This window comes from Streptomyces sp. NPDC047315, from assembly GCF_040643215.1.
Classification (GTDB): Bacteria; Actinomycetota; Actinomycetes; order Streptomycetales; family Streptomycetaceae; genus Streptomyces.
In genome coordinates, this window is record NZ_JBEYTZ010000011.1 from 70,494 (window position 1) to 84,699 (window position 14,206).

Consider the following 14,206-nt stretch of genomic DNA (forward strand, 5'->3'; position numbering starts at 1 on the left):
GGTGCCGGTGGTGACCCGCGGCTCGGGGCAGCGGGTCACCACCGGGGATCCTCGGGAGGGGTGAGGACTACTTGACGACGCCCAGCGAGATGTAGTCGTAGCGACCGCTGTACGCGCCGGTGGAGTAGGCGTTCGTCAGCCGCGAGCTGCGCCAGGTGATGTTCTTCTCGTAGACGAGCGGCATCTGGACGGCGAGGTCCGAGACCGCGTGGTTCATCTGCTTGTAGATCTCACCGGCCTTGTTGGGGTCGGTCTCCAGCAGCGCGTCGTCGAAGAACTTGTTGATCTTCGGGTCGTTCGTCTGCGACATGTTGTAGTTGCCGTTTTCGGAGATGAAACGGCCGTCGATGATCGGCTGGGAGAAGCCCTGGCCGGTCGGGAAGTCCGGGCCCCAACCGCTCATGATCAGACCGAGGTTGCGCTGCTTGACCACGGCCGGGGAGCCGGTGATGCTGGCGGACTCGGCGCCGTCGATCGCCTCGACCTGGGTGGTGATGCCGACGGCCTTCAGGGACTCCTGGAGGGCCTCGGCGGCCGGGACTTCCTGCGGGTTGTTGCTGCGGGCGCTGATGTTGGTGGTGAAGCCGTTCGGCTTGCCGCACTTCTTCAGCGCGTCCTTGGCCTTGGCCACGTCCGGCTTGCCCTTGCGCTCCAGCACGCCGTACGGGTCGTAGTCGTCGGCGCCCTTGACGTCCTTCGGCAGCATGTTGGGCGCGATGTCGCCGCCGGCCTGCGGGCCGCCGCGGACCTGCTGGATCGAGGCGAAGTCGGTCGCGTAGATGACCGCCTTGCGGCACTCGATGTTGTTGAAGGGCTCCAGCGCGGTGACGAAGTCGACGTAGCGGACGAAGGCCGTCTGGATGTTGTCGACGTTGTCCTTGCTCTCCTTGAGCGCCTTGCCGCGGCCGGCCTGGCCCATGCCGGTGGCGTTCAGGTCGAGGTCGTACTCGCCCTTGATGAGCAGCTCGTCGATCGCCTCGATGTTGGAGTTGATCGTCACCGTGACCTTGTCCGGCAGCGCGGGCCGGACCGGGTCGGACGCCTTGGCCCACTTGTCGTTGCGGACCAGGCTGATGCTCTTCTTCGGCTCGTACTTCTCGAACTTGTACGGGCCCGAGGAGAAGGGCTTCAGCTGGTACTGGGCGCCGTTGTCCTTCTCCTTCTTCACCGGGGAGCCGGCGGGCATGGCGAGCATCTGCTCGAAGTCGCCGTTGGCCTTCGGGAGGTTGAACACGATGGTCTTGTCGTCCGGCGTCTGGATCGCCTGCAGCCCGAGCTTGTCGGGCGTGGTGTCCTTGTACGGGCCCTTGTAGGTGTTGCCCGGGTCGAGGACCTGGCGCAGGTACTGCGGGCCGCCGGTGATGACGTCGGTGGCCCAGATGCGCTGGATGCCGTACTTGATGTCCTTGGAGGTGATCGGCGAGCCGTCCTCCCAGGTGATCCCCTCGCGCAGCTTGTACGTGTACGTCTTGCCGTCGTTGGTGATCGCGGCCTTGTCCTGGGCCAGGTCGGGCACCAGCTCGGCGCCGGCGGGGCCCGGCTTGGTGGCGTACGTGACCAGCTGGCGCGAGTAGAACCGGCTGAAGTCCCAGGCCATGCCGTAGTACTGGCGCTGCGGGTCGGCGGAGTCCAGGTCCTGCTTGCCGATGAACTTCAGCGTGCCGCCCGCCTTGGTGGACGGGTTCGCGATGCCCTTGACGCCGGCGTTGAATCCGGCCGCCTTGCCGCCACCGCCGCCGTTGTCGTCGTTGTCGCCGCCGCCGCAGGCCGCGGTGGCCGTGAGCGCGGCCACGACGACGGCCGCACCGGCGACCCGCCTGGCCCTCGACGAACGTTGGGGAGTCATGGTTACAACCTCCGGAGTAGCGCGGTCCCTGCTCGACGCCGGGAGACCATTCGGGAGCCGCCTGACCGGGGTGGCAGGGGCACGTTCAGTTGTGTGCGACCGTCCGTGGCCGTCGCGGGCCGTCACCGGGTGCCCTTGGGGTCGAGCGCGTCGCGCACGCCGTCGCCGAAGAGGTTGAAGGCCAGCACCGTGATGAAGATGGCCAGACCGGGGATGACCATGAAGGTCGGGTCGGCCTCGTAGGTCTTCACCGCGGTGGAGAGCATCTGGCCCCAGGAGGCGGTCGGCGGACGGACGCCGGCGCCGAGGAAGCTGAGCGCGGCCTCGGTGAGGATGTTCGTCGGGATCATCAGCGTGGCGTAGACGGTGATGGGGGCGACCAGGTTCGGCAGCAGCTCCTTGAAGAGCACGTAGCGCGATCCGGCGCCCAGGCTGCGGGCGGCCTCGATGTACTCCTTCTCGCGCAGCGAGAGGGTCTGGCCGCGCACGATGCGGCCGACGTAGGGCCAGCCGAAGAAGCCGATGACCGAGACGAGGATCGCGATGCGCACGCTCGAACCGGTCAGTCCGAACAGGTCGTTGGGTAGCACGGCGACCAGCGAGATGATGAAGAGCAGCTGCGGGAAGGACAGCAGCATGTCCATGACCCGGCTGATGATCGCGTCGACCCAGCCGCCGAAGTAGCCGGCGATGATGCCGAAGATCGTGCCGAGCAGTACGGCCACGACCGCGGCGAGGAAGGCCACCAGGAGCGAGATCCGGGCGCCGTACACGATCCGGCTGAAGACGTCCCGGCCGTTGTTCGGCTCGACGCCCAGCAGGTGCTCTGAGCTGATGCCGCCGAAGGAGCCCTTGGGGGTGTTGAACAGCGGATCGAGCTTGTCCTGGTGGAACTTGTTCGGCGGATGTCCGAACAGGTCGACGATCAGCGGAGCGAAGATCGCGACGAGCACCAGGAAGATGACAACGATGCCGCCGGCCAGCGCCAGCTTGTCCTGCTTCAGCCGTGACCAGGCGATCTGCCGCAGCGACCGACCCTCGACCGACTTCCTGACTACAGCCGCCGCGACATCGGTGGACGCGGTCTTGTCCGCTTCCGTGCCCGTGTCGTGCATTGGTGCCGTCATCGTGGTGGGGACCCCTCCCGGCCGGAGGTGACCGGCCCGTACCCGCCGCTGTAGCGGCTCGTTTTCAACTTCTGGTGCGCGAGGAGCAGTTGGTACGAGATGTACGTGTTACCCGGCCGTACACCCGGGCGAATCTCCCCTTGGTGCGGGAGTCTTCAACGGTCGCGCGATCAGCCGCCAGACCCCCAGGGCAATGGTTGCTCAAACGTGATGCGCGTAGAGGGATTCCGTTATCCGGACGGCGGCACGGGCTGAGCGGGGCCCATCTTCCCCTTCACCAGGGGGAGTTGAGCCAACGTCCGATAATCGGTGAATTGCATTCCCTGCAATTCCCGCCGATTCACCTGTGATTCCAAGGGCCCAGGTGGGGATGCTCCCTAAATTCAGTTCACACATGAGGGAGTTGGGCAGAGAAAACGGGACCGTCTCCCAACGAGAGGTCCCGTGCGGGGTGCTGCTGCGGAAGCCGGAGCCGGGCCCGGTCGGTCAGTGACCGGCCACCGGCGGATAGCCGTAGCCGCCGGGGACGGCGCCGGGCGCGCCGCCGTGGGCGTCCCGGTCGTAGAAGGGTCGGGCGTTGGCGCGCAGCCACATCCCCACCGGGTCGTACTCGTCCGACAGCGCCACCGTCGACACCGGGAGCCCCTCGGGCACCGCCGTGATGGACTGCTGCATCATCGCCCGCACCGCGTCCACGGACTGCCGGCCGGTGTCGTACAGGTCGAGGCCGATGGCCAGGTACGGGGCGCCCAGCGCGGGTTGCACCCAGGCGCGGCGCAGCGAGCGCACCGCGGGCGTGTGGTGCGCGTTGCGCGACAGCAGTGCGTAGAAGTGCGGGATCTCCAGGGCGGGCTCGGACAGCCGCAGCGGCCCCGCGGGCATCCGGTCGAGGCCGGTGACGATCCTGCGCAGGTCGGGCCAGGGGATGCCGACGCCGCCGCCGGGCGCGTGCGGGTTCAGCCAGATGCCCCAACGGTCGGGGAAGAGGGCGCGGGCCGCGTCGAGCCCGGTGACGACCTCGTGGGCGCGGTTCCAGCCGGAGACGGAGAGCTCCTGGGCGGAGGTGACGGCGGGGGCGTAGCCGACGCCGTCGACCTCCAGGTTTCCGTACTGGGCGTCGGGGGAGCCGGGGCGGCCGTGCCACAGGAGCATCCAGATGCGTCCGGCGCTCGGGTCGGCGAGCGCCTGGAGCAGCGCCTCGTACGCGTCGTACCGTCCGGGGGTCACCTGGCGGAGCATGTGCTCGATCTGCCCGGTCGCCGCGGTGCCTGACGCGCTCACCCTGTTCCGCCCCTTCGTGCCGACCCTGTCTCGAACCTGCCCCGCTGCTCGCCCCGTGGAACAACCGGTGGTGACGGAGCCAGCTTAAACGGGACGCCCGACAGCACGCGGCCCCTCTCGGGTGCTTCACCCGCGTCGGGCCCGCGGAGCCGCCCACGGGGCCCGCCATCCGCTCGTGGAAGCGCTGTGTCCACCCGTGTGGAGCCCGGCGTCCGCCCGCGCCCCCGCGTCGGCCCGTGACGCCGCTACCGCCGCTCGTAGAAGGGGCGGACCTTCGCCAGCATCCACTCGCCCACCGGGTCCTGTGCGACGTCCAGCAGGACCAGGTTCACCGGCCAGGGTGCCTGGACGCGGCCGAGGGCGCGCCCCAGCGCGTCGAGCGGGGCGGACTGCTCGGCGGGCCCCCACGCGGAGAGCTGGACGCCGATGAAGAGCGACGGGTCGCCGCCCTCGATCGAGGCCAGCGCCCGACGCGCGGTCATCACCACGCCCGCGCCCTGGAACTCCTCCGATGCGACGCTCAGGAACTCCACCGGGTCCTCCTGCCAGTCCGGCTCGAACAGCCGCACCCGGCCGCCGCTCGCCGAGCCGGCGCCGAGGTCGCCGCCGGGGAGCGCGTCCCCGAGCGGAGGCCGGCCGTCGCGGCACAGCTCCGCGACCGCGGGCGGCGGCAGCGGGACGCCGACCGTGCCGCCCGGGTTCACCGCGATGCCCACCTGCGGCTGGAGTCCGCGGGCGAACTCCCGCGCCGGCGCGACGACGTACGAGACGTAGTCGCCGACGCAGCTGCGGTACTGCTGCTCGGAGCTGAACACCGGTACGTACGCGGCGCCGTCGATCTCCATCATCGGCAGGTCGAGCTCGCGGCTGTCCGGGGCGCCGCCCTGCGGCAGCGGCACCCATATCTCACTGCGGCCCAACACCTCGACGAGCCGTGCGCCCGCCCCGGGGTCGCCCAGCGAAGCGGCGAGCGCCCGCTCCAACTCGTTCGCGGGCCACGCGCCCGTCTCCAGCAGCTCCATCGGTCCCGTCATGCCCATCCCGCTCCGCACCTCTCCCCGGCCTCTCCCCGACTCGACCGCAAAGACTCTAGGGGGTGTCCACCTCGCCGCCGCGCGCCGGCTGTGCGCCGCGGAAGGCGATGCGGGTGAGGGTCGTGGCTGCCGGGCGGTCGAGCAGGGTCACGGAGGCGCAGCCGGGCGGGACGACACCGGCCTCCGCGTCCGCGATCAGCCGGCCGGCGGCCCGGCGGTGGCGCGCGAAGGCGTAACCGGAGACTCCGCGTCCGCGCTCGCGCTGGCCCTCCCGGGCCACCTCGGGCGGGACGTCCAGCAGGAACAGATGCAGGCCCGTGCCGCGCCGCCGGGCCTGGCGGGCGAGCCAGCGGCGCACCCACGCCTGGGTGCCGCAGTCGTGGACGACGACGCTGCGGCCCGAGCGCAGCGCCTTGCGCAGCCCGGCGTAGTGCGCGACGCGGACGAAGGGGCGGTACAGGGCGTACGGCAGGAAGTGCGGCATCGCCGTGTCCCAGCGGTCGCGGGTGTCCTGGGAGTCGATGCGCGGGCCCCGGAACGTGCGTCTGATCAGGGTGGACTTGCCGCTGCCGGGGAGCCCGGAGACCACGACGACGTCGCCCGCCGCAAAGGTGAGTGAGCGCGGGCTGCGCCCCGAGCGGCCCCGTAGGTCTCGTAGATCCTGTAGGTCCCGTAGGTCCTGTAGGTCTCGTGGGGCGGATGCTTCCGAAACCGCAGCCGGTGCCGGTGCCGGTGTCGGCGGCGCTGGCTCCCCCACCCGCTCCCGCACGGGCACCTGTGGCTGTGCGGGCACCCCCGCGGTGTTGGCGTAGGCACCGGAGTGCTGCAACGTCATCACACCCTCCTCCCCCGGTTCAGGTCACCCACACACATGCCCATGGAGCGTAAAGAAATGGTAATTCGCCGCCACTGATTTCTTCGGTGATCCACCGCGCCCGGTGTTGCGCGCCGGTCCGGATGCGCTCCGGGCGCGCTCCGGAACGCACGGGACCGCGGACGATCAGGTCCGCACTCCCCCTTCCCGCCCGCGCGTGCAATGATGTGCGCGCCAACTGCATACCGGCCGCTTGAATCCACGCGGGAGAGTCCCGGCACGTCCGCCGGGCGCCGAAGGAGCAAGTTCCTCCCTTGAATCTCTCAGGCCCCGTACCGCGTGCGACGAGGCAGATCTGAAAAGCGGGCCGCATCAGCCGGCTCCACCCAAGGTGCAAGTCACGACCGTACGCCCATCAGTACGTACGATCGCGACGAACCTCTCAGGTTCCGATGACAGATGGGGAGGATCGTCCTCGTCGTCATGTGTTTCCGTCATGTCCTGGGAGAAGCGTCCATGAGCCCGTCCGCGAACACCGCCCCCCGCCGCACCGCCCTCGACGCGCTGCACCGCTCGCTGGGCGCCACCATGACCGACTTCGCCGGCTGGGACATGCCGCTGCGGTACGGCAGCGAGCGCGACGAGCACAACGCCGTGCGCACCGCCGCGGGGCTCTTCGACCTCTCCCACATGGGCGAGATCACCGTCACCGGCCCGCAGGCCGCCGCCCTGCTGGACCACGCCCTGGTCGGCAACATCTCCACCGTCGGCGCCGGCCGCGCCCGTTACACGATGATCTGCCGCGAGGACGGCGGCATCCTCGACGACCTGATCGTGTACCGCACCGGGGGTGCGGAGTACATGGTCGTCGCGAACGCGGGCAACGCCCAGATCGTCCTCGACGCCCTCGTCGAGCGCTCCGCGGGCTTCGACGCCGAGGTGCGCGACGACCGCGACGCGTACGCCCTGATCGCCGTCCAGGGCCCGGCGTCCCCCGGCATCATGAAGTCCGTCACCGACGCCGACCTCGACAGCCTGAAGTACTACGCGGGCCTGCCGGGCACGGTCGCGGGCGTGCCCGCGCTGATCGCCCGCACCGGCTACACCGGCGAGGACGGCTTCGAACTCTTCGTCGCGCCGGAGCACGCCGAGGAGCTGTGGCGGGCGCTGACCGAGGCCGGGGCGCCCGTGGGCCTGGTGCCGGCCGGGCTGTCCTGCCGGGACACCCTGCGCCTGGAGGCGGGCATGCCGCTGTACGGGCACGAGCTGACGACCGCGCTCACCCCGTTCGACGCAGGTCTCGGCCGGGTCGTGAAGTTCGAGAAGGAGGGCGACTTCGTGGGGCGCGCCGCGCTGACCGAGGCCGCCGCGCGCGCCGAGTCCGCGCCGCCGCGCAAGCTGGTCGGCCTGGTCGCCGAGGGCCGGCGGGTGCCCCGCGCCGGCTATCCGGTGGTCGCCGACGGCGCGGTGATCGGCGAGGTCACCTCCGGCGCGCCGTCCCCGACCCTCGGCAAGCCGATCGCGATGGCGTACGTCGACGCGGCGCACGCGGAGCCGGGGACGGCGGGCGTCGCGGTCGACATCCGGGGCGCGCACGAGCCGTACGAGGTCGTGGCGCTCCCCTTCTACCGTCGCCAGAAGTGAGCCACGGCCCCCTCCGCCCCCCTCCGCCCCCCTGCGCCCCCATTCCCCTCTCGTTCCCTTCGGCGGCTGTCCTGCCCGGCCACGGGAAGTGACCAGCGGCACGTCAGTGCGCCGCCCGTCCGTCCATCCGCCCTTTCCGCATACAGGAGAATTCAGGTCATGAGCAACCCCCAGCAGCTGCGTTACAGCAAGGAGCACGAGTGGCTGTCGGCCGCCGAGGACGGCGTGTCGACGGTCGGGATCACCGAGTTCGCCGCGAACGCGCTCGGTGACGTCGTCTTCGCCCAGCTCCCCGCGGTGGGCGACGACGTCACCGCGGGCGAGTCCTGCGGCGAGCTGGAGTCCACCAAGTCCGTCAGCGACCTGTACTCGCCGGTGTCGGGGGAGGTCACGGAGATCAACCAGAACGTCGTCGACGACCCGTCGTTGGTGAACAGCGCCCCCTTCGAGGGCGGCTGGCTGTTCAAGGTGCGGGTTACCGGCGAGCAGGACGAGCTGCTCACGGCCGACGAGTACGCCGCGTTCGCCGCGGGCTGACGGTCACACTCCGTACGACCACAGACAGCACACAGGGATCAAGGGACACAGGGACTCACACATGTCGCTTCTCAACACCCCTCTCCACGAGCTGGACCCGGACGTCGCCGCCGCCGTCGACGCCGAGCTCCACCGACAGCAGTCGACCCTGGAGATGATCGCCTCGGAGAACTTCGCTCCGGTCGCGGTCATGGAGGCCCAGGGTTCGGTCCTGACCAACAAGTACGCCGAGGGCTACCCCGGCCGCCGCTACTACGGCGGCTGCGAGCACGTCGACGTGGTCGAGCAGATCGCGATCGACCGCATCAAGGAGCTCTTCGGCGCCGAGCACGCCAACGTGCAGCCGCACTCGGGCGCCCAGGCCAACGCGGCGGCGATGTTCGCGCTGCTGAAGCCGGGCGACACGATCATGGGTCTGAACCTCGCCCACGGCGGGCACCTGACCCACGGCATGAAGATCAACTTCTCCGGCAAGCTCTACGACGTGGTCGCCTACCACGTGGACGACGCCACCGGTCAGGTCGACATGGCCGAGGTCGAGAAGCTGGCCAAGGAGTCCCGCCCGAAGCTGATCGTGGCCGGCTGGTCCGCGTACCCGCGCCAGCTGGACTTCGCCGCCTTCCGCCGGATCGCGGACGAGGTCGGCGCGTACCTGATGGTCGACATGGCCCACTTCGCGGGCCTGGTGGCGGCCGGGCTGCACCCGAACCCGGTGCCGCACGCCCACGTCGTGACCACGACCACGCACAAGACGCTGGGCGGCCCCCGCGGCGGCGTGATCCTCTCCACCGCCGAGCTGGCGAAGAAGATCAACTCCGCGGTCTTCCCCGGCCAGCAGGGCGGCCCGCTGGAGCACGTCATCGCGGCGAAGGCGGTCTCCTTCAAGGTCGCCGCGTCCGAGGAGTTCAAGGAGCGCCAGCAGCGCACCCTGGACGGCGCGCGGATCCTCGCCGAGCGGCTGGTCCGCGAGGACGTCACCGAGCACGGCGTATCGGTGCTGTCGGGCGGCACGGACGTGCACCTGGTCCTGGTGGACCTGCGCGACTCCGAGCTGGACGGGCAGCAGGCCGAGGACCGGCTCCACGAGGTCGGCATCACGGTCAACCGCAACGCCGTCCCGAACGACCCGCGGCCCCCGATGGTTACCTCGGGCCTGCGGATCGGTACCCCGGCGCTGGCCACCCGCGGCTTCGGCGAGGAGGACTTCCGCGAGGTCGCGGACGTGATCGCGGAGGCGCTGAAGCCGTCGTACGACGCGGCGGCGCTGCGTGATCGGGTCTCGGCGCTGGCGGCGAAGCACCCGCTGTACCCCGGCCTGTAACCCGTACGTTTGTACGAGGTGCGGGGGCATCGCGCACACTGAACGGTGAGCCGGTGCCCCCGCTCGTACGTCACCCCCCGCCCCTTCCTCCGCATCCGTCCCACACGCACCGCCCGCACCGCTCTGCACCGCCTGCACTGCCGGCAGACAACGGCGTCTACCAACCCGCTAGGAGTTCTCCGTGGCCATCTCGGTCTTCGACCTGTTCTCGATCGGCATCGGCCCGTCCAGCTCGCACACGGTCGGCCCGATGCGTGCGGCCCGGATGTTCGCCCGGCGGTTGAAGAACGAGGGCCTGCTCGCCCACACCACCGCGGTCCGCGCCGAGCTCTTCGGCTCCCTGGGCGCCACCGGCCACGGCCACGGCACCCCCAAGGCGGTGCTGCTGGGCCTGGAGGGCGCCTCCCCGCGCACGGTCGACGTCGAGGGCGCCGACGAGCGCGTGGCGACGATCAGGGCGGCGGGCCGGCTGAACCTCCTCGGGGCGCACGAGATCGCCTTCGACGCCGACGAGGACCTGGTCCTGCACCGCCGCAAGGCGCTGCCGTACCACGCGAACGGCATGACGATCACGGCGTACGACGCCGAGGGCGCGACCGTGCTGGAGAAGACGTACTACTCGGTCGGCGGCGGCTTCGTCGTCGACGAGGACGCGGTCGGCGAGGACCGCATCAAGCTCGACGACACCGTGCTGAAGTACCCCTTCCGCACCGGCGACGAGCTGCTGCGGCTCACCAAGGAGACCGGACTCTCCATCTCTTCACTGATGCTGGAGAACGAGAAGGCGTGGCGCACCGAGGACGAGATCCGCGTCGGCCTGCTGGAGATCTGGCGGGTGATGCAGTCCTGCGTGACGCGCGGCATGACCCGCGAGGGCATCCTCCCCGGCGGCCTCAAGGTCCGCCGCCGCGCCGCCAACACCGCCCGCCAACTGCGCGCCGAGGGCGACCCGCTGGCCCGCGCGATGGAGTGGATCACCCTCTACGCGATGGCGGTGAACGAGGAGAACGCAGCGGGCGGCCGGGTGGTGACCGCCCCGACCAACGGCGCCGCCGGCATCATCCCCGCGGTGCTGCACCACTACGTGAACTTCGTCCCCGGCGCCGACGAGGACGGCGTGGTCCGCTTCCTGCTCGCGGCCGGCGCGATCGGCATGCTCTTCAAGGAGAACGCCTCGATCTCCGGCGCCGAGGTCGGCTGCCAGGGCGAGGTCGGCTCCGCCTGCTCGATGGCGGCGGGCGCCCTCGCGGAGGTCCTGGGCGGCACCCCGGAGCAGGTGGAGAACGCCGCGGAGATCGGCATGGAGCACAACCTGGGCCTGACCTGCGACCCCGTGGGCGGCCTGGTGCAGATCCCGTGCATCGAGCGCAACGGCATGGCGGCGGTCAAGGCCGTCACGGCGGCGAAGATGGCGATGCGCGGCGACGGGAACCACCTCGTCTCGCTCGACAAGGTCATCAAGACGATGAAGGAGACGGGGGCGGACATGTCCGTCAAGTACAAGGAGACGGCGCGGGGCGGGCTCGCGGTGAACATCATCGAGTGCTGAGGTGGCGGGGGCGGGTGGGGCCCTGCTTCTAGGTGAAGGCCCCGGCGCTGTGCGTCGGGGCCTTCTGGGCGTCACCGGTGGTCGGGGCGGTGGTGGTGGTGGTGCTTCTTGTTGTCCTTGGGCTTCTTGCAGTTCTCGCTGCCCTTGATGGTGGTGGGGTCGGTGGCGGTGTGGGTGGCGGAGTCGCCGCCTCCGGTGACCGTCACGGTGTCGACGCCCTTGCGCAGCGCGCACACCACCACCCCCGCCGTGTCCGGACACCCCTCGATCGTGTCCGCCTCCGCCAGGGCCCGCTCGAACACCACCGCCCGGTGGATGTACAGCCCCGCTTACCCCTCCGCGGGGCTCGATCTCGTACTTCACCCGGAACGCCCGGATCACCTCGCAGTCCGCGACCGACTGCCGCCCGTCCACCACCAGGCCCAAGTGCGCCTCCACCTCCCGCTGATACGGGCCCGCGGACGCGGTGCACTCCTCCGCCCGCCCGCCCGCCGGCTCGGCCCGTGCCACCGCTGCGCCCAGCCCTCAGAGCACCGTGCACCCTCCACCCGCTGGAATTGAGCATCGTGCCTGGTGGTGGCGGGCCCGGCCGCCGCATAGCGTCACTGACCGGTTGGACCGCTCCGGGGGGCGCTCCGACCGCACCATCAGCACGGTCCGCGCGCTGTGGCGGCGGACTTTCGAAAGAACACGGGGAAGCACGTGAAGAAGACGGTTACCGCCCTGTCCAGGGGCACGCTCGTCATGGCGCTGGCCGCCGGTGGAATCCTGATCGCGGGCAACTCGACGGCGCAGGCTGCGCCGGGGCCGATCAGGGCGTGCTCCGCGCACCAGGTCAAGGAGTTCCCCACCTCCGGGTACAACACGGACGTGAACATCACGCTGTGCGTGGCGCCCCGCACCGACGGCTGGATCGCGAGCGTGGACGGCTACTGGACCGATGGCGGCGGAGTGCGGAAGTTCGACAACTTCGACATCCAGGTCCGGCTCGAACGCAACGACGCGGACGTCAAGGTCTCCCTCTGCGACATCACCGCGGAGATCAACCGGGCCGACTCCGGGACGATCCAGTGCCAGACGAAGATCCACAAGACCGAGAACCAGAAGGGCCTCAGCGCCGACGGAAAGATCCTTTACGACCTCGACGCGGACGGCAAGGGCGGCTACACGTGGGCGCTCACCGGTTCGCCGCGGCTCTAACCCTGCGGCGGGCCGTCCGTCTGGCGTCCGGCGGCGCCGGCGACGGCCGTGAGTCCCTCGCTCGTAGCTCCCTCACTCGTGACTTCCTCAGGGTCAAGTCCCTCGGCCGCAAGGGCCTCGGCCGTGAAGGCGTGGACGAGGTCGTAGACACCGGAGTGGGTACCCAGCAGGTCGCGGTGGAGCAGCCGGCCGGCGGTGCGCAGGCGGTCCCCGACCGTGTTGCGCCCGACGCCCAGGTCGCGGGAGGCACGACGGGCGTCCGTGTTGGCGTCGATCCAGGCGCCCAGGGTGCCCCGGAGGTCGCGGGGGCCGTTCGGGAGCGGAGCGAGGAAGGTTCGGGCCCAGGCCGCTGCGGTTGGGGTACGCAGCAGGTCGTCCAGGTCCGGGACGGGGCGCGTCACGGGGGTGCGCGCCCCGTCCCCTTTCCCGCTCCCGTCCCCTTCGCCTCTCCCGTGCCTCCCGTCCCCTTCGCCTCTCGCGTCCGCTTCGCCGCCTCCGTACCCGTACGCGTACCCGTACCCCGGTACGGACAGGGCCAGCGCGAGCGTCGCGCGCGAGCGGACGTCGCCCAGGTCCAGGTCGAGTGCCTGTCCGGCGCGTTCGAGGTGCGCGGCGACGCTGTTGCGGCTGACGCCCAGCAGGCGCGCGACGCCGGACCGGGGGAAGGACAGCGACAGCCGGGTTATCTCGTGGGTCAGCTTCGGGACCGTGCCCAGCGGTCGCAGGACGTCCCGGGCCCAGGTCACGGCCGGGCCGGTCGGCAGCACCCGGCCCAGCGACACCCCGCCGCCGGAGACCGCGACCCGGCCGGGGGCCCGGCGCGCGACGGCCAGGGTGTGGCGGGCCTGTTCGTAGGCGTCGGCGGTGCCGTCGAGGGGGTGCGGGTCGCTCACGCCGAGCGCGTAGTGGCCGTGCTCCTCCACCAGGCGCCGCAGCGCGGCTGCGGGGCCGTCGGGCTGCTCCTGCGTGCCCTCGGCGATCAGACAGATCACGTGGTCGTGGTAGACGGGGCAGCGCACCATCAGGGCCGGGCCGTGGTAGCCGGCGGCGTCCTGGAGGTCGCGGACGATGCGGTCGCGGTCCTCCGGGTGGCAGCGCAGCAGTTGGACCCTCAGCCAGCCGGCGTCCAGCAGGTCCGGGACGGCGCCCGCGGTCATCCGCCGGGCCAGTACCGGGTCCCCGGCCATCAGCGCCATGAAGACCGCGAGCCTTACCTGTCCCGCCTTGCGGTGGTACGCGCGGGAGGCGGCGTCGGCGCGGTTGGCGCGGCGCATGAGCATCATCAGCCCGCCGGTGTGCGAGGCGAGGAGGGCGGCCTCCTGGCTCAGCGCGTCGGGGCCGGCCACCACCAGCACGGGGCGCGGGGCCCGGTCGCCGAGGGCTTCCAGACGCACCTGTACGACGCCGGCTTCGGTGGGCGCATCGGTGACCGCGGTGTCCAGGGCGCCGTTCGACAGGCGGGCGAGCAGGGGTCTCAGCGTGCGCACGAGCTGCCGGGGGAACGCAGCTCCCGCCGCCTCGACCGTGCCCGCGCCGTCGACCAGCGCGACGTCCGCGCCGAGCTCGGTGCCCAGCCACTCCACCAGATCGCGCGGGTCGGGGTCGGCGTCGTCGGACTGCTGACGGCGCACCCGGCGCAGGAGTTCGTGGAGCCGTTCCGTTCCGCCGCTCTCGTCGGCGCCGCCCGAAGCCACGCGTACGTCCCCCCTCGCCTGGATCCCCGTCCACGGATGTGACTGTGTGCCGGCCTTCGCGCGCGGCCCTGCCGCACGCGTCGCAGCCGCTGCCCGCGCGTCCCGGACAGCCCGGCCGTTCCGGGCCGCCCAGTCGTTCCGGCGCTTTCACAGTCCCGG

General features: G+C 71.1%; 12 protein-coding genes and 1 riboswitch. Of the genes, 5 read left to right on the forward strand and 7 right to left on the reverse strand.

What is annotated here, in order from left to right:
* Positions 1–67: 67 nt before the first annotated feature.
* The 5 genes from ABZ842_RS15125 to ABZ842_RS15145 all read right to left on the reverse strand — a co-directional run bounded on the left by ABZ842_RS15125 (position 68) and on the right by ABZ842_RS15145 (position 6,123).
* On the reverse strand, positions 68–1,846 hold the full coding sequence (locus ABZ842_RS15125) for an ABC transporter substrate-binding protein (RefSeq protein ID WP_361537041.1): 1,779 nt from the start codon (positions 1,844–1,846) through the stop codon (positions 68–70).
* Between the two features lie 122 nt (positions 1,847–1,968).
* The gene (locus tag ABZ842_RS15130; protein ID WP_361537043.1) at positions 1,969–2,973 is read right to left on the reverse strand and encodes an ABC transporter permease; all 1,005 of its coding nucleotides are present in this window, start codon (positions 2,971–2,973) and stop codon (positions 1,969–1,971) included.
* A 486-nt stretch (positions 2,974–3,459) separates the two neighbouring features.
* A complete protein-coding gene (locus ABZ842_RS15135; RefSeq protein WP_361537045.1) occupies positions 3,460–4,254 on the reverse strand; it encodes an enhanced serine sensitivity protein SseB C-terminal domain-containing protein in 795 nt (264 codons plus the stop codon).
* A gap of 245 nt (positions 4,255–4,499) precedes the next feature.
* Positions 4,500–5,288 carry an enhanced serine sensitivity protein SseB gene (locus tag ABZ842_RS15140; protein WP_361537047.1) on the reverse strand — a complete coding sequence of 263 codons (789 nt, stop codon included), beginning with the start codon at positions 5,286–5,288 and terminating at the stop codon, positions 4,500–4,502.
* A 55-nt stretch (positions 5,289–5,343) separates the two neighbouring features.
* A complete protein-coding gene (locus ABZ842_RS15145; RefSeq protein ID WP_361537049.1) occupies positions 5,344–6,123 on the reverse strand; it encodes an AAA family ATPase in 780 nt (259 codons plus the stop codon).
* A 233-nt stretch (positions 6,124–6,356) separates the two neighbouring features.
* Positions 6,357–6,450: riboswitch (glycine riboswitch) on the forward strand.
* Between the two features lie 168 nt (positions 6,451–6,618).
* Between ABZ842_RS15145 and gcvT the strand changes: the two genes are divergently transcribed.
* The 4 genes from gcvT (at position 6,619) to ABZ842_RS15165 (ending at position 11,153) form a co-directional block, all read left to right on the forward strand.
* On the forward strand, positions 6,619–7,746 hold the full coding sequence (gene gcvT / locus ABZ842_RS15150; RefSeq protein WP_361537051.1) for a glycine cleavage system aminomethyltransferase GcvT: 1,128 nt from the start codon (positions 6,619–6,621) through the stop codon (positions 7,744–7,746).
* A 159-nt stretch (positions 7,747–7,905) separates the two neighbouring features.
* Positions 7,906–8,283: a glycine cleavage system protein GcvH gene (gene gcvH, locus ABZ842_RS15155; RefSeq protein WP_361537053.1), complete on the forward strand. Its 378-nt coding sequence runs from the start codon at positions 7,906–7,908 to the stop codon at positions 8,281–8,283.
* 61 nt (positions 8,284–8,344) lie between these two features.
* Positions 8,345–9,604: a serine hydroxymethyltransferase gene (gene glyA / locus ABZ842_RS15160; RefSeq protein ID WP_361537055.1), complete on the forward strand. Its 1,260-nt coding sequence runs from the start codon at positions 8,345–8,347 to the stop codon at positions 9,602–9,604.
* A 181-nt stretch (positions 9,605–9,785) separates the two neighbouring features.
* Complete coding sequence (locus ABZ842_RS15165) at positions 9,786–11,153, forward strand: L-serine ammonia-lyase (protein WP_361537057.1); 1,368 nt, start codon at positions 9,786–9,788, stop codon at positions 11,151–11,153.
* 71 nt (positions 11,154–11,224) lie between these two features.
* Here the strand turns inward: ABZ842_RS15165 and ABZ842_RS15170 are convergent, their stop codons facing one another.
* Complete coding sequence (locus ABZ842_RS15170; protein ID WP_361537059.1) at positions 11,225–11,458, reverse strand: hypothetical protein; 234 nt, start codon at positions 11,456–11,458, stop codon at positions 11,225–11,227.
* Between the two features lie 397 nt (positions 11,459–11,855).
* Here ABZ842_RS15170 and ABZ842_RS15175 point away from each other — a divergent pair, with 397 nt between their 5' ends.
* Positions 11,856–12,353 (forward strand): hypothetical protein, encoded by a 498-nt coding sequence (locus tag ABZ842_RS15175; protein ID WP_361537061.1) that lies wholly within the window; start codon positions 11,856–11,858, stop codon positions 12,351–12,353.
* Here the strand turns inward: ABZ842_RS15175 and ABZ842_RS15180 are convergent.
* The gene (locus ABZ842_RS15180; protein WP_361537063.1) at positions 12,350–14,047 is read right to left on the reverse strand and encodes a helix-turn-helix domain-containing protein; all 1,698 of its coding nucleotides are present in this window, start codon (positions 14,045–14,047) and stop codon (positions 12,350–12,352) included. The genes ABZ842_RS15175 and ABZ842_RS15180 overlap by 4 nt on opposite strands.
* Between the last annotated feature and the right edge of the window lie 159 nt (positions 14,048–14,206).

What these genes read in the sequence shown, in the direction of transcription:
- ABZ842_RS15125 (WP_361537041.1), bottom strand. Translation starts at nt 1,846, where the DNA reads ATGACTCCCCAACGTTCGTCGAGGGCCAGGCGGGTCGCCGGTGCGGCC.
- ABZ842_RS15130 (WP_361537043.1), bottom strand. Translation starts at nt 2,973, where the DNA reads ATGACGGCACCAATGCACGACACGGGCACGGAAGCGGACAAGACCGCG.
- ABZ842_RS15140 (WP_361537047.1), bottom strand. Translation starts at nt 5,288, where the DNA reads ATGACGGGACCGATGGAGCTGCTGGAGACGGGCGCGTGGCCCGCGAAC.
- ABZ842_RS15145 (WP_361537049.1), bottom strand. Translation starts at nt 6,123, where the DNA reads ATGACGTTGCAGCACTCCGGTGCCTACGCCAACACCGCGGGGGTGCCC.
- gcvT (WP_361537051.1), top strand. Translation starts at nt 6,619, where the DNA reads ATGAGCCCGTCCGCGAACACCGCCCCCCGCCGCACCGCCCTCGACGCG.
- gcvH (WP_361537053.1), top strand. Translation starts at nt 7,906, where the DNA reads ATGAGCAACCCCCAGCAGCTGCGTTACAGCAAGGAGCACGAGTGGCTG.
- glyA (WP_361537055.1), top strand. Translation starts at nt 8,345, where the DNA reads ATGTCGCTTCTCAACACCCCTCTCCACGAGCTGGACCCGGACGTCGCC.